Annotated in this window: 17 protein-coding genes and 1 tRNA gene; 12 read left to right on the top strand and 6 right to left on the bottom strand. The window is 56.1% G+C overall.

From position 1 onward, the window contains the following. Positions 1–97 precede the first annotated feature (97 nt). The 11 genes from HMPREF0574_RS06170 (at position 98) to pknB (ending at position 11,887) form a co-directional block, all read left to right on the top strand. Positions 98–697 (top strand): sugar O-acetyltransferase, encoded by a 600-nt coding sequence (locus tag HMPREF0574_RS06170; RefSeq protein WP_004007860.1) that lies wholly within the window; start codon positions 98–100, stop codon positions 695–697. Between the two features lie 81 nt (positions 698–778). After that, positions 779–851 (top strand) — tRNA-Arg (locus HMPREF0574_RS06165). 162 nt (positions 852–1,013) lie between these two features. Then, positions 1,014–2,063, top strand: coding sequence for a methionine ABC transporter ATP-binding protein (locus tag HMPREF0574_RS06160; protein ID WP_004007859.1), 1,050 nt, complete (start codon positions 1,014–1,016; stop codon positions 2,061–2,063). Position 2,064: 1 nt separating this feature from the next. Beyond that, positions 2,065–2,838, top strand: coding sequence for a methionine ABC transporter permease (locus HMPREF0574_RS06155; RefSeq protein WP_004007858.1), 774 nt, complete (start codon positions 2,065–2,067; stop codon positions 2,836–2,838). Between the two features lie 102 nt (positions 2,839–2,940). Continuing rightward, positions 2,941–3,795, top strand: coding sequence for an FhaA domain-containing protein (locus HMPREF0574_RS06150; RefSeq protein WP_004007857.1), 855 nt, complete (start codon positions 2,941–2,943; stop codon positions 3,793–3,795). Positions 3,796–3,811: 16 nt separating this feature from the next. Further along, a complete protein-coding gene (locus HMPREF0574_RS06145; RefSeq protein ID WP_004007856.1) occupies positions 3,812–4,276 on the top strand; it encodes an FHA domain-containing protein FhaB/FipA in 465 nt (154 codons plus the stop codon). Continuing rightward, positions 4,276–5,604: a PP2C family protein-serine/threonine phosphatase gene (locus tag HMPREF0574_RS06140; protein ID WP_004007855.1), complete on the top strand. Its 1,329-nt coding sequence runs from the start codon at positions 4,276–4,278 to the stop codon at positions 5,602–5,604. Before HMPREF0574_RS06145 ends, HMPREF0574_RS06140 begins: the two co-directional genes overlap by 1 nt. After that, positions 5,604–7,082 carry an FtsW/RodA/SpoVE family cell cycle protein gene (locus HMPREF0574_RS06135; RefSeq protein WP_004007854.1) on the top strand — a complete coding sequence of 493 codons (1,479 nt, stop codon included), beginning with the start codon at positions 5,604–5,606 and terminating at the stop codon, positions 7,080–7,082. Before HMPREF0574_RS06140 ends, HMPREF0574_RS06135 begins: the two co-directional genes overlap by 1 nt. Beyond that, a complete protein-coding gene (locus tag HMPREF0574_RS06130; protein ID WP_004007853.1) occupies positions 7,079–8,539 on the top strand; it encodes a peptidoglycan D,D-transpeptidase FtsI family protein in 1,461 nt (486 codons plus the stop codon). Before HMPREF0574_RS06135 ends, HMPREF0574_RS06130 begins: the two co-directional genes overlap by 4 nt. Beyond that, a complete protein-coding gene (locus tag HMPREF0574_RS06125) occupies positions 8,536–10,047 on the top strand; it encodes a serine/threonine-protein kinase (protein ID WP_004007852.1) in 1,512 nt (503 codons plus the stop codon). The genes HMPREF0574_RS06130 and HMPREF0574_RS06125 overlap by 4 nt, the downstream gene beginning before the upstream one ends. Beyond that, positions 10,034–11,887, top strand: a complete 1,854-nt coding sequence (gene pknB / locus HMPREF0574_RS06120) for a Stk1 family PASTA domain-containing Ser/Thr kinase (RefSeq protein WP_004007851.1) — start codon at positions 10,034–10,036, stop codon at positions 11,885–11,887. Before HMPREF0574_RS06125 ends, pknB begins: the two co-directional genes overlap by 14 nt. Before the next feature lie 29 nt (positions 11,888–11,916). Here pknB and HMPREF0574_RS06115 read toward each other — a convergent pair whose 3' ends face one another. Then, positions 11,917–12,930 carry a hypothetical protein gene (locus tag HMPREF0574_RS06115; RefSeq protein WP_004007850.1) on the bottom strand — a complete coding sequence of 338 codons (1,014 nt, stop codon included), beginning with the start codon at positions 12,928–12,930 and terminating at the stop codon, positions 11,917–11,919. A gap of 399 nt (positions 12,931–13,329) precedes the next feature. Here HMPREF0574_RS06115 and HMPREF0574_RS06110 point away from each other — a divergent pair, with 399 nt between their 5' ends. After that, entirely contained in the window at positions 13,330–14,646 is a 1,317-nt protein-coding gene (locus tag HMPREF0574_RS06110; RefSeq protein WP_004007849.1) for a variant leucine-rich repeat-containing protein, read from the top strand. Between the two features lie 97 nt (positions 14,647–14,743). Here the strand turns inward: HMPREF0574_RS06110 and HMPREF0574_RS06105 are convergent, their stop codons facing one another. From HMPREF0574_RS06105 to HMPREF0574_RS06085, 5 genes are all read right to left on the bottom strand, one after another. Further along, positions 14,744–15,103: a thioredoxin domain-containing protein gene (locus HMPREF0574_RS06105; RefSeq protein ID WP_004007848.1), complete on the bottom strand. Its 360-nt coding sequence runs from the start codon at positions 15,101–15,103 to the stop codon at positions 14,744–14,746. 80 nt (positions 15,104–15,183) lie between these two features. Beyond that, a complete protein-coding gene (locus HMPREF0574_RS06100; RefSeq protein WP_004007847.1) occupies positions 15,184–16,233 on the bottom strand; it encodes an aspartate-semialdehyde dehydrogenase in 1,050 nt (349 codons plus the stop codon). After that, entirely contained in the window at positions 16,230–17,564 is a 1,335-nt protein-coding gene (locus HMPREF0574_RS06095; RefSeq protein WP_004007846.1) for an aspartate kinase, read from the bottom strand. Before HMPREF0574_RS06095 ends, HMPREF0574_RS06100 begins: the two co-directional genes overlap by 4 nt. A 193-nt stretch (positions 17,565–17,757) precedes the next feature. Further along, on the bottom strand, positions 17,758–18,360 hold the full coding sequence (gene recR / locus HMPREF0574_RS06090) for a recombination mediator RecR (protein WP_004007845.1): 603 nt from the start codon (positions 18,358–18,360) through the stop codon (positions 17,758–17,760). Beyond that, positions 18,360–20,756 carry a DNA polymerase III subunit gamma and tau gene (locus tag HMPREF0574_RS06085; protein ID WP_004007844.1) on the bottom strand — a complete coding sequence of 799 codons (2,397 nt, stop codon included), beginning with the start codon at positions 20,754–20,756 and terminating at the stop codon, positions 18,360–18,362. The genes recR and HMPREF0574_RS06085 overlap by 1 nt, the downstream gene beginning before the upstream one ends. Between the last annotated feature and the right edge of the window lie 2 nt (positions 20,757–20,758).

Here is a 20,758-nt window from a genome sequence, read left to right as displayed (position 1 = left end):
GTCTCGTTCTCGGTTCTGCGGGTGCTCTACACTGTAGGCACAGAATCGTTCACCACGACAGCCTGTCAATCTATCCGCCCAGCACAAAGGAGTTCTGGTGAATTTAACTGAAAAAGAAAAAATGCTGAATCAGATGCTCTACAAAGCAGACCGAGACCCCACCCTTTGCCGTGAAAGGGATTATGCCAAAGACTTGTGCCTGGAATACAACCAAATTCGACCTTCTGGCCACGACGCCCAACACCTGCTGATGCGGGAACTCTTGGGCAAAACCGGGCAACATTTCACCATAACCGCCCCGTTTTGGTGTGACTACGGCTACAACATAGAAATCGGGGAAAACTTTTACGCCAACCACAACACGGTGATGTTGGATTGTGCCCGAATTACCTTCGGCGACAATGTTTTCATTGCTCCGAACTGCGGGTTTCACACAGCTGGTCACCCGATTGACTACGAGAGGCGTAACCAAGGTTTGGAGTACGGCCACAGCATTACCGTGGGTGACAACGTGTGGATTGGAGCCGCTGTACAGGTTCTGCCAGGGGTGAGCATTGGCAGCAACGTGGTCATCGGTTCGGGCAGTATCGTCGTTAAAGATATCCTCGATAACTGCGTAGCCCTCGGTAACCCCTGCCGAGTATTGCGGGAAATCACCGATGCCGACAAACTGACTTCTTGGAATCGCTTTGAATAAAGCCAGATTTCTCTACATTTTTTGCCCGGAGAATGCCGATTTGGGGAATCGCGTAGGTTGGGGCTAAACTTAATGACCGAAGCGCTCGTAGCTCAATGGATAGAGCATCTGACTACGGATCAGAAGGTTGGGGGTTCGAGTCCCTTCGGGCGCGCTGTTCCCCGGAATCCGCTGCGATCCAGCGGACCGGGGAAGACTCATTTAACGCCCTCGATTAGTGCCGGAGACCTCGGGCTGACAGGCTCACTTGCCATCCATCAGCCCTAGACGGACGCTATTGCGGGGACTACCACAAAATCCGATAAGGTATAAGGCGATGAAAACAAGCGAGCCGATGATTACCCTGAGCGGGGTTAGTAAAATTTATAATGTGAAGTCCGCTGCGGACGGAACCGTTCATGCCCTGGACAACATTGACTTGACCATAGGCAAAGGTTCCATTCACGGCATCGTCGGACAATCCGGTGCCGGCAAATCCACCTTAATTCGTTGCTTGACTGCGTTGGAGAAACCCACCACAGGTTCCATCACTCTTGAAGGTCAAGAAATGACCGCCTTGAGCGAGGCGGAATTGCGTCAAGCACGACGCAAGATTGGGATGGTGTTCCAGGCTGCGAACCTGCTGGATTCACGCACGGCAGCGGGAAATGTCGCCTATCCTCTCTATCTGTCTGGTGTACCCCACGGCAAGCGCAAGGAAAAAGTCATGGAGCTACTGCGCTTGGTAGGTCTGGAGGAACGCGCCTCGTCCTATCCCTCCCAGCTTTCCGGAGGTCAAAAGCAACGGGTCGGCATTGCTCGTGGTCTGGCCACCAGTCCTCAGGTTCTGTTATGTGATGAACCAACTTCGGCGCTAGATCAAGAAACCACCAGTCAGGTCCTGCATCTGATTCGTGACCTTTCCGAAAGTTTGGGGGTCACCGTGGTGATTATTACGCACGAGATGGCGGTGGTGCGCGAAATTTGTGATTCCGTCACTCTGCTGGAACATGGCAAGATTATCCAAACCGGCACAGTTGAGGACATCTTGACCGAGCCAGAAAGCCGTTTAGCGCTTGACTTGGTTCCCCGACCGCAAGTTAAGAGCAAGCCGGTGCTGAACGGTAAACCGGCGACGCTGGTGGACATTGCCTTCAACTCCAATCCGGGCAAGCCTACCGGGTCTGCAGTGATGTCTATGGTTGCTGCTGCAGGGGCGGATATTGCCGCCGGAACGTTTGAAACTGTAGGAAATACCCAGGTCGGACGGCTAGCTTTAGCGGTTTCGGCGGAAAACATGAATGGTCTGATTGCAGCGATGCGAGCCAAGGGTGTGTATGCGAACGTCAGACCGGGAGATGCTTTGAACTCGGAGGAGGAAATCTAAAATGCTGGAACTCCTGCCCACCCTGCTGCCCTACAACGCTGATTTAGTAAACCAGGTGAACTTTGTCGCGGCATCAGCACAATCTATTGTTCCCGCTGGACCTGGAGATCCAACTTGGTTTGACAACCCCGCAATCACGCGAGAGATGCTTCCTGCCACCCTGGAGACCCTGGCAATGACCGTCGTATCGTCTCTGTTTACAGTGCTATTTGGTCTGCCAGTGGGGCTGTTTCTGGTTTCCACAGCGAAAACCGGTTTGACCCCCAATGCCACAGTGAATCGGATTTTGGGATTCATCGTGAACCTGGGACGCTCCCTCCCGTTCTTAATTTTGGCAGTGTTCATTCTCCCGTTTACGCGCCTGGTGGTAGGAACCACAATCGGCTGGCAACCTGCCTGTGTCCCGCTAATTGTCGGCGCCACGCCTTTCTTTGCTCGTCTGGTTGAATCCAACATCATGGGTGTGGATGCCGGCAAGATTGAAGCCGCCCAAATGATGGGTGCCAGCCGCCGCCAAATCATGTGGGGCGTACAGGTCCGCGAAGCACTTCCCGCCTTGATTCAATCCACGACCGTGCTGGTCATCACCATCATCGGCTATTCCGCGATTACCGGGGCTTTTGGTGGGGGAGGCTTGGGCTCTCTGGCAATTAATTATGGCTACTCGCGTTACCAAGCCGATACTCTGCTGGTTTCGCTCATCGTTATCGGCGTTATCGTCATTGTTTTGCAGGCCATTGGAGACTTCTTTACCAGGGTCGTGGATCACCGCTAAAAATTCCTGGTCCGATGGTTCAATAACGAATTACACTGGTTCTGCCATTAGAATTGCCCCAGACTGTCTTAACTGTTGGCGTCCCTGAGGAAGGAGGGGGTTTTGGAGTTCTTTGACCGCGTGAAATCCAAACTGCAACGTTCCGGTACGGACAAACCTATAGACGTGACTCAGGCCATCCGCCAAGCCATGGATCGAGGCGCTACCCCGATGTCTCGCGAACGCACAGTGGCACCTAATTATTTTGAGATTTCCCTCACCCCAGAAACTGATGCCGCCTTTGAACAGTGGGGTAAAGAAGCCTTGTTGCAAGAATTTGTGCGCGACGCCAACGCTTACGCCACTGAGCAGAATTACTCTTTGACCGGTTCGGTGTATGTCGAATTTACCCCGCTGAATCCGGAACAGCGTCGCTTGGAAGTCAGGGCTCGTTCCGTCTCCGGGGCACGTCCAGTCTCCAGCATGGAACCAGGAACGCCAGCTCAGTCAGCAGTACCACCCTCCTCTGCCAATCTCGAGCCGCGCCCCGCACCAACGCAAGCGCCCGCCAGAGAGGACTTGGCGTGGAAACCACTGGAATCCGCTGCTCCTGCTGCCCCAGCACACCTCAGTGACACAACCAATCCTGCGGAATCCGAACTTTTGGCGAGGCATGAGCAAAAGCCGTTGTTGGAAGTAGTAGGGGGACAAACCTACCTGCTGGTGGGAGAACGTACTGTGGTGGGACGGGGACACAATGTGGACATCACATTGAACGATTCTGGAGTGTCCCATCAACATTTTGAAATCGTCCAGGTCGGCACTAACTACGTGCTACGCGATTTGGGCTCCACGAATGGAACTTTTGTAGAGGGCAACCGCGTCAACGAGGCAACTCTCTTGGATCGCAACGTAGTGACGGCAGGTCGGGTCAAAATGATTTTCTGGCGACAAGCCGCCTCACCGCGAGAATCGTGAGACTAGGGGCGAGCCGTTGAATGAACTGAGTTTTTCTTTACTGCGCCTGGGATACTTGGCTTTACTGTGGCTCTTGGTGGGCGGTTCTATCCTGGTTTTGAGTCGTGACATCTACGGTACGGTGGTCACGCGCCGCGACCAAGCCAAATCCTCGAAGCCTGCAAAAGGTCGTAAACCAAGGAAACGTGATGCCGCTGTCTCGACGCTTTTGGTCACCGAAGGTCCTCTGACCGGGTCTTCCTTGCAGCTCACCGATAGACCGGTCATCGTGGGACGCGCCCCCACTTCGACTTTGGTGCTGGATGATGACTACGCTTCGGCTCAACACGCCCGGATTTATCCGCAAGACGGTCAGTGGTTTGTAGAGGATTTGGGCTCCACCAACGGAACTGTCGTGGGAGGAGTACGGATTACTTCTCCCACCCCGCTCAGCGCACACACTCCGGTTCGCTTCGGACAAACCATAGTGGAGCTGCGCTGATGTCAATCCAATTGCGGTATGCGGCTCGTTCACACGTCGGTTTGGTTCGGAAAAACAATCAGGATTCCGGTTATGCCGGACCGCATCTGTTGGTGCTGGCTGACGGAATGGGTGGTCCCGCTGGGGGTGACATTGCTTCCTCGGTGGCAGTGGCGCATTTGGCACCGCTGGATGCGGATTCCCACGCTGCTGATGACTTGTTGAATTTGCTGCGTGATGCCATTGGAGAAGCTCACCGAGATTTGGTGGAACTGTCTGGCAGTCACGAGGAGTTACAGGGACTGGGCACCACTTGTGTGGCGATTTTACGTTCGGGCAACAAGATGGCAATGGTTCACGTGGGTGACTCTCGAGCCTATCTGTTGCGGGATGGCGAGTTGACCCAGGTGACGAAAGATCATTCTTTTGTACAGTACCTGGTGGAATCGGGCGAGCTGACGCCGGAGGAGGCGGCACACCACCCGAAACGTTCCGTTTTGTTGCGAGTTTTGGGGGATTCAGAAGGTGACGTGACTCTGGACGAGTCCGTGCGTGCAGCAGTGGTGGGGGATCGCTGGTTGCTGTGTTCAGACGGGCTGAGCGGGGTCGTTTCCGCAGAAACTATCTCTACCGTTCTCGCGGAAGGAGAAACGCCTGAAAGCTGCTGCGAAGAACTGGTCGGTTTGGCACTCAAAAGTGGCGCTCCTGACAATGTGACCTGCGTGATTGCCGACGTGGTGGATTCTGATGAGGAACTGACTGCCACCGCTCCGCAAATCGTCGGAGCAGCCTCAATTCGCCCTGCCGGAGCCAGTATCAGTGAAGCCACTCCCGCTGAGAAAGCCGCGATGCTACGCCGGGGGAAGCCTTTGGAGCAGGACGAATTTGCCACTCGCACCCCGAAAGATCCCCGCAAGATGACCCGGCGGGGCTGGTTCATCGGCATATTTTTGACGCTGGTGATTCTGGCAGGTTTGGGGTTCGGTGCTTGGTTTTCCTATGGCTGGACTCAAACACAATACTTTCTCGGTGTGAATCACGGCGAAGTTACCCTGTTTAGGGGGATTAATCAGTCCATCGGCACGTGGGATTTGTATCACCCTGTCGAAGGTCTGGGAGTACGCAATTCCGATTTGGCACCGGTCATCCAGCAGCGCCTGGAAAAGAGCATTTCCCTGCGTAGTCGTGAGGAAGCCCGTGCGCTAATCGCGTCTTGGCGAGACACCGGCATGATTAAGGGAGCGAAAAAGCCCACACGGAAACTTGTGAACCCGAACCCGACAACACCACCAACAGAGGCAACCACGTCAACGGATGATGACGGAAATACTGCTGGAGGTAACCAGTAATGGCTACCATTGTGCAGTATCCTGCCAGATCCGGACGTCGCTCTGAGCTGGTGTTGCTCATCCTGGCAATCGCGATTGGAGTCGGAGGCTACCTCTCAATCATGGTCTCCCACCCGGAAGCTCCCCAGGTGTGGTACTGGTATTGCGCCGCTATCGCTGGGGGAGGAATCGTAGCGCACGTGGCGATACGATTTTTGGCGCCCTACGCTGACCCGGTCATCATGCCGGTAGCTTTAGCCATAAACGGAATTGGTCTGGCAATGATTTCCCGCCTGGACCTGTACTATCAGCACCGCGCTGACACCACCGGTTCCAACGCGATCCGCAACGCCATGCTGACCCAGGTCAACAATGAACGCCAGGTCGTTTTCATGATTGGTTCCCTCGTGGTGGTCATTCTGACCCTGCTGGCTTTCAGGGATCATCGCAGCCTGCGAAAATTCGCCTGGCCGGCGTTGATTGTCGCTGTTTTACTGATGCTTTCCACCAAGATTCCGGGACTGGGTCAAACCGTCAACGGTGCCGATATTTCCCTACGAATTTTGGGACTCACGCTTCAACCCAACGAATTTGCCAAGATTTTGCTGGCAATTTTCTTTGCCGGCTATCTGGAATATCGTCGGGATTCCCTGGCTATTGCCGGAAAAAAGGTCGGGTTCCTGCAACTGCCTCGATGGCGTGACCTCTTGCCGATTCTGGTGGTGTGGGCAGCGGTAATGGGTCTCTTGGTGCTGCAAAAGGACCTGGGGGTCGCGCTGCTGCTGTTCGCCATCTTTGTCGCCGTACTTTATGTCGCTACGGATAGACCCTCCTGGATCATTTTTGGTGTCGTGTTGATGATACCGATGGCAGTCATGGCTTACCTGTCCTTTACTCACGTGCAAGAACGGGTGACAAACTGGCTACACGCCCTGGACCCGAATGTCGCCAGCCCGGACCGGATTGGCGGTTCGTGGCAGCTGGTCAACGCCCTGTTCGGCATGGCTTACGGAGGTTTGACCGGGACCGGTTGGGGTTTGGGTAGACCTGGTCAAACTCCCTTGGCGAATTCGGATTTCATTGTGTCCTCTATCGCTGAAGAAATCGGACTGACCGGCATGTTGGCAGTGATGTTGCTGTACCTGATCCTGGTGCTGCGCGGATTGCGCGCTGCAATGGGGGTACGTGACGGTTTTGGGAAACTGCTGGCCACCGCTCTAGCTTTCGGCATTGGAGCACAGCTGTTTATCGTGGCAGGAGGCGTGACCCGACTGATTCCCTCCACCGGTCTGACCGCCCCGTTCCTCGCTGCAGGAGGCGTTTCTTGTGTCGCCAACTGGTTAGCGGTGGCTCTGCTGCTGCGCATTTCTGATTCGGCACGTCGACCAGTTCATTCCAATGGAGCTAATGGTTTTAGGTTGACGTCCGGGGGATCAGCCGGTGATGCCGGGGAACCCCTTGATTACGCCGCCACCGAAAGGGTGGTGATGCCCCAATGAACGCACAAATTCGCCGTTTAGCGGTTGCCCTGATTGTCATGATTGTGGCTTTGATGGGGGCGTTAACGTATCAACAGTTCATCTTCGCTCCGACCTTGAACGCAGACCCCCTGAACCGTCGGGTTACCGACGCCTACTGGAACCAGGAGCGGGGCAAAATCGTGACCGGCGACGGTGCCCTGGTCCTGGCTCAGTCGCTGCCCGTCGGTTCTCCGCCGGACGTGACCTACACCCGAAATTATCCTCAGGGTGCAAAATATGCCCACATTACCGGATATTTCCCAGCAGCAATTCGCGGTCAAATGACGGATTTGGAAAAGGTCACTGAACCGGTTTTGTCAGGCAAAGCGGATTCCCAATGGATGCAACGCTTACAAGACCTGTTTACCGGTGCTCAGCCACAGGCTGGAAATGTCTCCCTAACCCTCAAACCCGCGGTCCAGGACGCGATGGTAGCAGCGCTATCCGGAAAGACCGGTGCCGCGGTGGCGTTGAACCCGAGAACGGGAGAAATCCTGGGAATGGCATCCTCCCCCGCTTTTGATCCCAATGCTTTGAGCGGTACTGACGGCACCGCGCTGCAAAATACGTATAACGCCCTGCTCGCCGACCCTCAAAAACCCCTGTTAAATCGCGCGATTAGTGAACTTTATCCCCCGGGTTCGACATTCAAGATTGTGACTGCTGCTGCTCTGATGTCTCATGGCGCAGTAGATGCGGACACGGTGGTGGATGCCCCCGATACGCTGGATTTACCGGGTACCAATGTCAAGCTCACCAACTATGCCGGTGAGTCTTGCGGAAATGGGAAAGTACCCTTCCGAAAAGCCTTTGCGATGTCCTGTAACACCCCGTTTGCGGCATTGGGAATGCAGTTGGGCGGACAGCCCCTGCAGGCACAAGCCAAAGCCTTTGGTTTCGGCACCGTCCCGAACGTGCCTCTGACCGGGGTAGCTTCCCAATTTCCACCCCCGGACGCGCCGTCTTTCCTGGCGAACGCTGCGATTGGTCAGCAGTCCGTGCGGGTGACTCCCCTACAGATGGCAATGGTGGCGAGCGCGGTCGCCAATGACGGAAAAATCATGACGCCCTACCTGATTAATCAGGAAATGTCCTCCGATTTCCAGGTTCTCAAGCAGTACACTCCACAGGAATTCAGTCGGGCAATGTCACCGGAAATTGCCGCTAGCATCCGCCAGATGATGGTTGACGTGGTGCAATCTGGAACCGGCAAAGCTGCCAGCATTCCCGGACTTGACGTGGCGGGTAAGACCGGAACCGCCGAAACGGGAGTAGGGCGTGGTCTGGATCATTGGTTTGTGGGGTTTGCCCCCGCACAAGACCCGCGTATTGCCGTAGCGGTTGTGGTGGAGGACCCGCAGGGCGTGCGCGGTACCGGCGGAACGGTAGCGGCACCGCTGGCGCGCAGCATTTTGCAGGCAGGAGTGAGCCAATGATTGGGGCAAATACCGTGCTCAACGACCGTTATCGCCTGGTGTCCGTCCTGGCAACCGGCGGAATGGGGGTGATTTGGCGCGGTTGGGACAAGCGCAGCCAAAACGTCGTTGCGGTCAAGGTGTTAAAGGAGGAACTCATCGGACAGGAGACCTTCCTGGCACGTTTACGCGCCGAAGCCACCAACGCTGCCCGGCTGCATCACCCCAACCTTGCCGCCGTTTTTGATTGGGGGGAAACTGACGGTCAGGGCTGGATTGTGATGGAGCTGGTGGAGGGTCGTCCCCTGTCAGATATTTTGGCAGGCGGTCAAATTCTATCTTGGGAACAGCTCGCCCCCATCCTCATCCAAATTGCTCACGGTCTAGAGGCTTCTCACGAGGGACACGTCATACACCGCGATGTGAAGCCTTCAAATATCTTGGTTTCTGATAAGGGCGTGGCGAAACTGACAGACTTCGGAATTTCGTTGGCACCGCGTGCTGAGGCCCTGACCGCGGCAGGAATGGTGATGGGTACCGCGCAGTATCTGCCTCCCGAACAGGCGATGGGGGAAACCGCGACTGCCTTGGGTGATATTTATGCACTGGGGGTCATTGCCTACGAAGCCTTGGCTGGAAAACGCCCGTTCACTGGTCCCACTCAGGTCGACATCGCGATGTCACACGTGAAAGACCCGGTTCCTCCCCTTCCGGATTCTGTAAACTCCCAAGTAGCAGCGTTGATTTACCAGATGTTAGAGAAAGACCCGCGGCTACGCCCCCAATCGGCGAAACAGCTGGCTGAGTCGATTCAGGCGCTGTGGCACGGCACGGTGCCGCTGTCGTTTACCCCGCGCATGAGTTTTTCACGCAGCCTGGCAGATGCTCCCCCGACCGCCCAGATGCCCGTGACGCAGATCGACAGCACCCCGGAAGATACCTCGTCAGACTCTCAGTCCACGGACAGACCCGTCGAATCGGTCCACCCCGCGGAATCTGTGGCGTCAGTCTCCGCGCGTAAACCGGTGGCGTCCCCTGCCCCGGTAACGCCCGCAAAATCAACTGTGGCACCGGTCGATCCGAAGCTAACAGACCAGGCACCGCAGTCCCCTCGTGCGGTCCCAAATAAACCCCATGCGACCCCCGCGGCAGCCTCGCGCCAGGCTCCATCCGACTCGCCTGCCCCGGAGATGTCCGCACCGCCCTTGCGACCCGCTTTTCATCGCGTAAAACCGGGACAACCGGCAGCCATTCCGGTGGGTTCTCAGGTGATTCCTCCCGAACGTCACGAGGAAATGATGCGTTACCTGGAAGCCAAACCACTGCCCCAACCGCAGACGGGATCGAAACAAAAACTTATTGTTGCATTAGTCATCACCGCGGTGGTGTTGATAGCGTTGATTTTTGGGCTGGCAACTACCCTGCGTACCGGGGCCTCAACCGGTAACCTTGAATCGGGTTTGACCGTGACTGCGGTCGGAGCCCCAGCCAGCTCGCCAGTGGAGGAGGAAAACCTTGAGTCAGTCTGACCGGATTATCGGCGGGCGCTACGTAATTAACCAGCTCATCGGACGCGGCGGTATGGCAGAGGTCCATATCGGCAATGACACGCGCCTGAACCGGATTGTAGCGATTAAGATTTTGCGTCAAGATTTGGCGCGCGACCCCGTCTTTCAGGCACGTTTCCGTCGCGAAGCCCAGTCGGCGGCGAACCTGAACCATCCTTCTATCGTGGCTGTCTATGACACGGGTGAAGAAACTATCACCGCTTCGGATGGCGTAGAGATTAAAGTGCCTTACATCGTCATGGAGTACGTGGAAGGTCACACGGTGCGAGAGCTGTTGACGGACGGGAATCCGGTTCCGCTGGAAGAAGCGGTCGAAATCGTGTCCGGGGTCTTGGACGCGCTGGAATATGCTCACCATCAAAACCTGGTGCACCGCGATATTAAGCCCGGCAACGTGATGATTACCACGACCGGAAAGATTAAGGTGATGGACTTTGGGATTGCTCGTGCCTTGTCCGACTCCCAAGCCACCATGACGCAAACCGATGCGGTGGTGGGAACCGCTCAATATCTTTCTCCCGAACAGGCTCGTGGCGAGCAGGTTGATGCCCGTTCCGACCTTTATTCCGCGGGGTGTTTGCTGTTTGAGCTGCTGACTGGTCAGCCCCCGTTTAAAGGTGATTCGGCTGTGGCGGTTGCGTTCCAGCATGTTTCCCAGCTGCCGCCGCTGCCCTCCTCGATTGCCCCGGACATTCCAGAGTCTCTGGACCGCGTGGTGATGAAAGCGTTGGCAAAAAATCGTGAAGATCGCTATCCCGACGCGGCTCATATGCGTGCTGACCTGCAGGCTTCTCTGCACGGCGGAAATGTGGCGGCTCCCGCTACCGCAACTTGGACGGCTCCGTTGGCAGGTGATGCCACCGGCGCTACCACTGTCTTGCCGCCCGTAAATCAGGGCTATGCGGGTTATGGAGCCCCTCGGACCAGCGCCATGGCTCCTGCGGGACAAAACCAGCCCACCCAAACTTTGGACGCCACCGACCCGACCCAGGATAAACGTGCTAAGTCCCGCAAGAAAGCACTGATTATTGTCATCGTGCTGCTGGCGATTTTGGCAGCTCTAGGTCTCGGATATTGGCTGGTTTTCAACCAAGACAAGCCCAACGACGAAATGGTTGAGATTCCCTCGTTGGACGGCATGAATCAGGAAGAAGCCTCTGCGGCCATTACCGATGCAGGACTGGTGTTCCGGTTGGGGCGCGGGGTCAGTTCCGAGGACATTCCCGAAGGTATTTTTGTTAAATCCGATCCGGCAGTAGGGACGAAAGTTGCCAAAGGTTCCAAGGTGTTTGTCTCGCTGTCTACCGGTCCTGGTGATGCCAGTGTGCCCTCTCTAGCAGGGCTGACTCAGGAACAGGCGCGGAAGGCTTTGGAGGCCGAAGGCTTGGAGATCGGCAACATTACGACCGTTGATTCCGGCACGGTAGACAAAGACAAAGTCATTAAATCCAACCCTGCCGAGGGCGAAGCGGTTAAGCAAGGTGACTCGGTTGACCTGGAAGTGGCCTCCGGCAACTTCCGGATTCCCCAAGACCTCGTGGGGAGCACCAAGGATGCCCTGCAAAAGTTTGCGAACGCGAACCGGGTGCGTTTGACGATTGCCGAAAAGGAAGATTCTACAGTTGAGCCGGGTACCGTATTGTCTTTGGACAAGGCCGGTCAGTTGGTCGGGTTGGATACGTCCATGACCGCGGTGGTGGCGATTGCTCCGAAGGAACCCACGCCCAAGCCCGAAACTCCGACTGATACGCCCAGCGCCCCGGCAGAGCCTTCCCGAGCTCCGGAAACACCCGCCACGTAATGAATTGCGCTGACCGGAGGTTTCCGGTCTTAGTTGCCGGGCTGCGGTTGTTCCGTGGGTTCTAAGACCCAGGTGGCTTGACCTCTTCCGGTAGTGGGGTCCAAGACGTTGCGGCACAAGAATTTGTTTCCGTCGGCATCAACGGTCGTCTGTCCAACCTCGCAGGTCGCACTGCTTTGCTGGGCGCGCCGTTCCTGCTCCATCTGCTGCTGTTGAAGGAGCATTTGTTCTTCGGATTCTTTCTGCGCCTGTTCCAAGCGTTTGTCATCTATAGCTTTCGTGACCGCGGTGATGTCCTCATCCAGCCGATCCGCAGAGGCCCGCATTGATTCGTTGAGACTATTGACTTTGTCATCGGGCACGGTGGACAGGGAGTTAACCTGGTCCAAAAGGCGTTTCGCGTCCTCAATTTGTGCTGCCAGGGACGCTCTGGGCTCGGTATTGGCTCCTAGATCCGCAGCGGTCTGCGCCAGCTTTTCTGCCTGGGCAATCTTATCTTCCAAGGCTTTTTGCGCCACTTTCAGGCTACTGAGATTCTCCGTTCCCTGAACTTTGCGCAGCACCGCCTCCAGCTCAGTTTGCAGCTTTTTCAACGCGTCAGTCTGAGCCATCATGGTGGAGGTTTTTTTGGCGACGTCCTTGCCGGAGCATTTCAGAGGCTTGATTTCTTTACTGGCCTGTTGAACTTTCGCCTGCATGTCGTCGAGCATCTTGGGGTCTTTGACCTGAGTGGAGTCTACCGTAGCCAAGGTGTTTTCCGCATCGGACACTACCTGTTGCAGCGAAGTGTACTGTTTAGTTAAATCTTGACTCGCCTTCGTGCAAGCCGAACGTGCACCTTGGGAACCACCTCCCATCATCCACATCATGACCAAACCGATGACAAGCGCCACCAAAATGACGCCTGCCACAATAATCGCGATGGTCCAGCGGCGACGAGCTTTGTTGTCGATTTGTCTCGCGGGAGGATTCTGAGGATGGGGACGTGCCTGGTTGGGAGTAGGTCCCTGCCACGGAACGGGTCTTTGCGTATTACCCACCATCACTCACCTCTCGCGCCAAAACGAACTGCCCCTAGTCTAACCCGGAAGTGCGGGGAGGGATATTAGAGACTCGAAATCGTGGCGTAGTGCCAGTCTCATCCTCTCTCATCGCGTCAGCAGGTCCCCAGATTGGTACGGTCTGAAACAGTCGGAACCGACGGTCTATGAATTATTCCGCGGGATGATGAATACTGCATATATATACGTAATCCTCGTTGTAATTGTGCACCGCATGGCGTCGCATCCCAGTAGATTAATGTAGCTTTCACGCAGTTTGTCAATCTCATGTACAGCAATTACACAGTTTGCATGGACAAACCTTAACGTTACCTTGGAAAATGCTATGCGTATAGATATGATGTGAGGTAATTTGCGTTTTCGAAGTCAGAATCGGTGCCCATGGAAGATTTAACTCAGGAACAACTCGAAGCTATCAACCCCGATACTCCGCTCGCTCGCTTGCAGACTATCGCCCAAGAATCTCCCGAGTTATGCCCCTTGCTAGCTTTGAATCCCTCGACCTATCCCGACCTGTTGGATTGGCTAGCAGAACTGCAGGATACGCAAGTCGATGATGCTTTAGCGAAACGTGCTGAGCTTGAGCAACGAGGTGAACTGGAAAACTACGCGACAGCGTGTATTTCCTCAATTGCAGAGGTATCAGAATCATCAGTCTCGCCCGACACTCCGGATTCTCAGCCTGCCGCACTGCCACTTTCTGAGGAACCGCAACCATTCCAAACCCCAGATTTCCCCTCTTCTGAAGAGCCTGAGCTTTCTCCAGGTGAACTAGAGTTACATCGAGATGAATCGTCTGCAGCCGCCGCGGCAGCAGCAGAAATGGCTGCCATGAACCGGGTTAATCAGGCGAACCAGGCTGTCGCAGCGAACTTTGTCCCGGATTTGTCATCTCCCGCGGCTGCGAAGTATTCCACAACCACAAAACTCTGTAATCGGCTCTCGAGCTCTGATAAAACTACCAGCGGTCGGTTCAACCATTTTTGGCTATTTATGATCCTCGGATTATTAATCTGGCTGGTTGTCATCGTGCTGGTGGTCTGGGGGTTAACCAACAATGCTCACAAGCCCGTTTCGATGAGTAGTGCGCAAGCGGCTGAGCCCACTCCTAGCGTGACTGCCACTCCCCAAGAGTTGACACAGAACGGCTTGCCGGAAGGGTACACCGGTCCGACCAAGACTATTGAAGTCCCCGGCGCCAAGCCTGGCGAAACGATCCGACGGGTGGTGCCAGATGACAGCGCCCACGCCAGTGCTAGCGCCTCACCCACACCTTCGCCCACTCCCACCAATCCGCTGGCTGCCCCAGCTAATGCCAAGAAACTCAACAGTTTCACCACTGCTGACGGCAATGTTCGCTGTATTTTTGGCAGGTCGCAAGTGCAGTGTTTCGCCAACTCTACAGACCCTTACTACTGTTCGACGCAAGCTCCGAATACGGGATACAGCGATGTGCTTTACGCCTCTCACAGTCGTGGACACGAGTTTTCGTGTATCGAGCCTATAGATACCGCTACGGAGGGGACTTTAAGCGCCAATGAGTCTGTGACCAACGGCACTTTTGCCTGTCAAGCTAGCAAGACCGGTAACCGGGTGGTGTGCTGGAACACCTCCGCGGGCGACGGTATCGTGGTTGGCAGCGATATGGCGGCACGCTTCGGAAAAGGCAAATACGTCCCTTCACAGTGGGATAAGTAAGCCCTTACGGAGATTTCTGGCACGATTTAGCGCTGTGTAAATAAGTCTGCGCTGCCCCGCGCCAATATGGGGAAAAGTGCGGAGTGCGAAACCGAGGTTATTGCGCGGCTCCTTGACCAGCTGCTACCTGCGCCATATCCAGATTCCGGACTTGGTGAAGCAGTTCATCCAACTGAGTGCCTTGGAGCAGACCAGCCTCCCGAAACACCAGAATAGACTGACGGAAAATCATCAGGGTCGGGATGGAAACAATACCCGCTGCGCTAACCAGCGGTTTTTGTTCCTCAGTGTTGACGGTACCGAAGTAAACGTCTTGGTTACGCAGAGAAGCCTGTTCAAAAACTGGGGTAAAAAGGCGACACGGACTGCACCACGGAGCCCAGAATTCGAGCACCACAATGTCATTCTCACTCATAGCCTGAGCCATGTTTTCCTGAGTGACAATATTTACTGCCATGAGTCAGTGCTCCTTTCCGCAACGAGTCTAACACAGAGAGGGATGGCTCCAGGCCGATTAAACCAAGTAAATTAGGTTGTTTAGAGGTCGGCAGCGACCAGTTCCGCCAGCTGCACCGCATTGAGAGCGGCGCCCTTGCGAAGGTTATCTCCACAAACCACCATGATTAGACCGCGATTATCAGGCACCGCCTGATCTTGACGGATGCGACCGACCAGCGACGGGTCGATACCAGCCGCGTCCAGCGGGGTCGGCACATCTTGCAGCATTACTCCGGGAGCGCCGTCTAAAGCCTGCTTAGCCTGTGCAACCGTAATCGGCTGGGCGAATTCGGCATGGATGGTGAGGGTATGGGAGGTCAAGACGGGGACACGCACGCAGGTGCCCGAGACACGCAGGTCCGGTATCCCCAGGATACGGCGCGACTCGTTGCGCAGCTTTTGCTCCTCATCGGTCTCGAGACTACCGTCATCAGCGTACTTGCCAGCCATAGGCACCACGTTGAATCCGATGGGAGCCACGTAGGTTTCTGGAGTAGGCCAGTCTATCGCCCTGCCGTTGAGGACGAGTTTATCCAGGTTGGAAACATCCCCCACGGCTTCGACCATGTGTTCCAGTTCACGTACACCCTTCAGCCCCGATCCCGACACTGCCTGATAGCTAGAAATTGTCAACCGGGTTAACCCTGCTATGTCGTGTAGCACCTTCAGCGGAGGCATAGCTGCCATCGTGGTGCAGTTCGGGTTAGCGATGATACCTTTCGGGCGATTTTTCAAGTCTTGAGGATTGACCTCACTGACGACTAGGGGGCATTCTAGGTCTTTGCGCCAGGCGCTAGAATTGTCAACCACGACAGCTCCAGCCTGTACAAATTTCGGGGCGAATTCTCGCGAAGCAGCGGCACCAGCGCTAAAGATAGCGAGGTCCACCCCGGAGAAATCCGCAGTCGCGGTGTCCTCCACCACTACCCGCTGTCCTTGGAAGTCAACCACGGTACCTGCCGAACGGGCTGAGGAAAAGAAACGGAAACGGGTGGCAGGAAACTTCCGCTCACTGAGCAAGGTCCGCATGACCCGACCGACCTGACCGGTCGCACCGACTACGGATACACAAAGATCATTCTTACTCATCGTCCCGTACCTCCATAGACTACGGCCTCAACTTGTTCCGCATCCAGACCGAACGCAGTGTGAACCGCGCGCACGGCTTCGTCCAGCTGGTCTTCACTAACCAAGACGCTCAAGCGGATTTCCGAAGTGGAAATCATGTCAATGTTGATTCCCGCTTTGGAAAGAGTTCCAAAAAGTTTTGCAGAAACACCCGGATTGGTTCGCATTCCGGCGCCCACGAGCGACAACTTTCCCACGTTGCCGGTGTGGACGACCTTTAAGAAACCTCCTTCCTCTTTAGCGCCCTCTAACGCCTTTACTGTGTCCGCAGCATCGGCATGGGGCAGTGTGATTGTTAAGTCAGTAGCGCCTGGCTGCACCGTCGACACGTTTTGCACAATCATGTCGATGTTGGCGCCAGCTTGCGCAATAATCTCAAAGATGTGAGCGGCTCGACCCGGTTCGTCGGGCACTCCCACCAAAGTGATCTTATCCTCGCTGCGATCGTGAGCGAGGCCGGAAATGAGCGGTTCTTCCACTGGGGTCTCCTTCATGAGCTGGGCTTCTGGATCAAATGTCAAAGCACTGTCAGGCACCAAGCCTTTTAGCTCGGGATGAGCCGGTCCATCGGAGATCCAGGTGCCTGATTTGTCCGAAAAGGACGAACGCACATGGAGAGGCACGTGATAACGTCGCGCAAATTCAACAGCCCGAAGATGCAGGATTTTAGCGCCGTGGGCAGCCATTTCCAGGGTTTCTTCAAAAGTCGTTGCTGCAATTTGCTTCGCCTTGGGGACGAGACGCGGATCCGCCGTGAACATACCATCCACATCGGTATAGATTTCACACACGTCAGCATGAAGGGACGCGGCTAACGCCACTGCTGTCGTGTCTGAACCGCCACGACCCAGAGTGGTCACGTCTTTACGTTCGTTTACGCCTTGGAAACCTGCCACAATCGCAATGTAGCCATCTTGAATAGAGCGAGCTACCCGTTCCGGCACCATCGAGACGATATGAGCCTTGCCATAGTGATTGTCGGTTTGCACGCCGGCTTGCTGACCTGTGTAGGAGATAGCAGTTTCACCGAGTTCATTCACCGCCATCGCTAAGAGAGACATGGAAATTCGTTCTCCGGCGGACAGCAGCATATCCATCTCCCGCTGGGGAGCTTTATCAGTGATGGATGCAGCCAAATCCAGCAGGTCATCGGTCGTGTCTCCCATTGCGGAAACTACTACCACAACCTTGTGACCTGCCCGTTTGGTGGCAACAATACGCTTGGCAACGCGCCGCATGGCCTCCGCATCCGATACGGAGGAGCCACCGTACTTCTGCACAACCAGGGCCATGAACACCTCTCTTAAGCCGACGCGCGGCAGTTGAGGGCCGCGGCACCTTTACTGCTAACTGTTAGATTATAGCGATTTGCTTGAAACTGGTGAAATTGCTGACCAGCCATAATTCGGAGTCCTGCCCACACGTGGTTTGGGAAATCAATCCGGCAAAGAAGTTTCGCCAACAGTTCGGGATGCGCTGGGCACTTTACAAACGGCGTCGACCTTCCAGGGCGCGTCCCAGCGTTACTTCGTCGGCATATTCCAGGTCGCCACCCACCGGTAACCCAGAAGCCAGGCGCGAAGCGGGGATTCCGATGGTAGCGAGCATTCGTGCCAAGTAAGCCGCGGTCGCTTCGCCTTCCGTATTGGGGTCAGTGGCGATGATGACTTCCTTAATGGCAGAGTCCTGCAGACGTGTCATCAACCCGGCGATTCGCAGTTGATCAGGTCCAATCCCATTGATGGGATCCAGGGCACCGCCCAGGACGTGATACAGACCGCGATACATCCGGGTGCGCTCCAAGGAAACAATGTCAGTGGCTTGTTCGACCACGCAGATGAGGGACTGATCCCGGCGTGAATCCTGGCAAATCGCGCATACCGGATGTTCGGTGATATTGCCGCAAACCTCGCAAAAGTGAACCTTTTCCTTAACGCTGGTCAGCGCCTCGGTCAGTCTCTTGATGTCGGCTTCATCGGCACTGAGGACCCAAAATGCGATGCGTTGGGCAGATTTTGGTCCCACACCCGGCATTTTCCCCAACGCATCAATGAGATCTTGCAGAGCCTCTGTGAAAATTTGGTTCATTACCAGCCTGCCTTTGCAGACGAGGAACCCGGCACCAGCTTCGGATTGATGATGGTACCGCCCAGCATGGCTTGGGCAGTCTGGATACCTGGTTTCATTTCCTTGGAATCCTGCGGGTCATCCTGTTGACGCGGTTCACTAGATTCGCGTGAGTCCGGGGCGGACGGCGCAGTTACAGGTGTGGGTTCTGTGGGTTCCTCTGAGGGAACAACCGGGGCAGGCGGTTCTGACAGAACCGGGGCAGGAGTTTCAGGCGCAGCAGGAGCCGGCTCATCGAGCACGGCAGAAGCGAGCGGTTCCGGTGGAGCTGTGGGCGCAGTCGTGGGTTCGGCAGGTCGAGACTGCGGCTGGGCAGGAGGTTCGTGCCAGTCCGGCGACATTTCTGGCTCAAAATCTGCCGGATCAGGTGGCAGGGAAAAATCCTCTGGTGGGGCAGAATGTTCCGGTGGGGCTGCATGCGACTCTGATGGAGCTATCGGCGCAGCAGCGGGCGCCCCGAAACCGGCCACTACACCGCGCACTTCTACATGAAGTCCAGTAAATCCCTGAATGACCGCAGCCAGGGCAGAAGTGTGGCGTTCCCCAAACGCCCGTACCAATCCAGGGTTCGGGAAAGCGATTTCTACTGTCGACCCGCGCATTCCCTGCAACTGACCGTGAGTTTCCAACAGGTTCCCGGTCGCGGCGTGATTTTGTTTCAAACGAGCCATGATTTTGCCCCAGTTGGAACGGATTTTTTCATAGTCTCCGTCTCTGCCTGTGCCGGGCTGGGCAGGTCGCTCACTCTGGGCAGAGGCAGCGACATGAACAGGTGCAGAAGTCTGGGCAGGGGCGGCAGGGACCCCTGCGGGGGCAGAAGCCGGGGTGGGCGGCTCCGTCTGGGTATCACGCGGGACAGACTTTTGGACCGACTGAACGCTCGAGGTTAGGCTTTCCGTCCGATTCGAGTTTTCACCGGGAATGTCCCACGGGGTCGGCTTAAACTCCCACTTTTCCTCACGGGGTGCCTTAGTTTGCGCGGCTTGCGAAACCGGTCCCGCCTCGCGCTGTGTTGTAGAAACTGGCGCTGGTTGGGGCACAGAACGGTCTGGAGGTGCAGAACGGTCTGGACGTGCGACAGGACCAGCCGAGCCCGCAACGGCACTGGTGGGAGCCCCCTGTGGGGGGGTCTGAGCGTACATGGGCGCCGCCGGAGGAAGAACCGGCTCGCTGTCCCGAGCGCCCGACTCGGTAGCCTTCGCTGCCACCCTCACGGTCGATGTCGCACCCTCGGCAGCGGTAGACGCTGCGTCATCTGAGGTCGCCAACAGCAGTTTTGCCACCAACAGTTCCAAAGCTAGACGCGGAGAAGCAGCCCCCACCATCTCAGTAAGCCCGTTATCCACGAGTTCGGCGCAGCGCGTCAGAGTGCGAGGGGTAAGCGCCGCAACTTGGGGACGCATCGCCGCTAGCTCGGACTCGGGCAAATCCCCCAACACTGCCCCGGCACCCGCCCCAGCCAACTTCATAACCACCAGGTCGCGCAGATATTGCAGCAGGTCCTCCACGAAACGCCTGGGTTCGTGCCCAGTCTGAATCATTCGGTCTACTACTGTGTAGGCATCAGCCCCGGAACCGGACACCAAAGCGTCCACCATTCCACCCAACAGCCCGGAATCGGTGTAGCCCAGCAGGGACACCGCCCGGTCATAGTGCAGCTTCGGTTCCGCCTCCCCAGCAATGAGCTGATCTAGGATGGACAAAGAATCGCGTACGGATCCGCCGCCGGCTCGCACCACCAGCCCCAACACCCCGTCCTCGGCAGTGACCCCCTCGGAACGGCACAAACCCGCCATATAGTCCCGCAATACCTCCGGAGCAACCAGCCGGAATGGATAGTGATGGGTGCGAGACCGGATTGTGGAAATGACTTTTTCGGGATTCGTGGTGGCAAAAATGAATTTAATGTGATCCGGCGGCTCCTCTACCAGCTTTAACAGAGCGTTGAAGCCTTCCTTGGACACATTGTGTGCCTCATCAATGATGAAAATCTTAAACCGGTCACGCGCCGGGGCATAAGCCGCCCGATCACGCAGTTCCCGCGTGTCATCCACCCCGCCGTGTGAAGCGGCGTCAATCTCGATGACATCGAGGGAACCCGACCCGCCCGTCGCCAAATCCCGACAGGAATCGCAAGTCCCGCACGGGGTAGCGGTCGGTCCCTGGGCACAGTTTAAACAGCGGGCTAAAATCCGGGCGCTGGTCGTTTTGCCGCAGCCCCGCGGTCCGGAGAACAGGTAAGCATGGTTGACCCGCCCATTCGCTAAAGCTGCCTGGAGCGCCTTAGTTACGTGTTCTTGACCGATTACGTCTTCAAAAGTGTCGGGACGGTAGCGGCGGTACAGGGCAGTCATCATGT

This window comes from Mobiluncus curtisii subsp. curtisii ATCC 35241, assembly GCF_000146285.1.
Classification (GTDB): Bacteria; Actinomycetota; Actinomycetes; order Actinomycetales; family Actinomycetaceae; genus Mobiluncus; species Mobiluncus curtisii.
Note: the sequence above shows the minus strand (reverse complement) of the source record. Positions and strands in the feature narration are given on the sequence as shown.

Excerpts from the sequence above, each read along its gene's own strand:
- HMPREF0574_RS06085 (WP_004007844.1), bottom strand. The coding sequence starts at position 20,756 with ATGATGACTGCCCTGTACCGCCGCTACCGTCCCGACACTTTTGAAGAC.
- HMPREF0574_RS06125 (WP_004007852.1), top strand. The coding sequence starts at position 8,536 with ATGATTGGGGCAAATACCGTGCTCAACGACCGTTATCGCCTGGTGTCC.
- HMPREF0574_RS06135 (WP_004007854.1), top strand. The coding sequence starts at position 5,604 with ATGGCTACCATTGTGCAGTATCCTGCCAGATCCGGACGTCGCTCTGAG.
- HMPREF0574_RS06160 (WP_004007859.1), top strand. The coding sequence starts at position 1,014 with ATGAAAACAAGCGAGCCGATGATTACCCTGAGCGGGGTTAGTAAAATT.
- HMPREF0574_RS06110 (WP_004007849.1), top strand. The coding sequence starts at position 13,330 with ATGGAAGATTTAACTCAGGAACAACTCGAAGCTATCAACCCCGATACT.
- HMPREF0574_RS06155 (WP_004007858.1), top strand. The coding sequence starts at position 2,065 with ATGCTGGAACTCCTGCCCACCCTGCTGCCCTACAACGCTGATTTAGTA.
- HMPREF0574_RS06095 (WP_004007846.1), bottom strand. The coding sequence starts at position 17,564 with ATGGCCCTGGTTGTGCAGAAGTACGGTGGCTCCTCCGTATCGGATGCG.
- recR (WP_004007845.1), bottom strand. The coding sequence starts at position 18,360 with ATGAACCAAATTTTCACAGAGGCTCTGCAAGATCTCATTGATGCGTTG.
- HMPREF0574_RS06130 (WP_004007853.1), top strand. The coding sequence starts at position 7,079 with ATGAACGCACAAATTCGCCGTTTAGCGGTTGCCCTGATTGTCATGATT.
- HMPREF0574_RS06140 (WP_004007855.1), top strand. The coding sequence starts at position 4,276 with ATGTCAATCCAATTGCGGTATGCGGCTCGTTCACACGTCGGTTTGGTT.
- HMPREF0574_RS06115 (WP_004007850.1), bottom strand. The coding sequence starts at position 12,930 with ATGGTGGGTAATACGCAAAGACCCGTTCCGTGGCAGGGACCTACTCCC.
- HMPREF0574_RS06100 (WP_004007847.1), bottom strand. The coding sequence starts at position 16,233 with ATGAGTAAGAATGATCTTTGTGTATCCGTAGTCGGTGCGACCGGTCAG.
- HMPREF0574_RS06105 (WP_004007848.1), bottom strand. The coding sequence starts at position 15,103 with ATGGCAGTAAATATTGTCACTCAGGAAAACATGGCTCAGGCTATGAGT.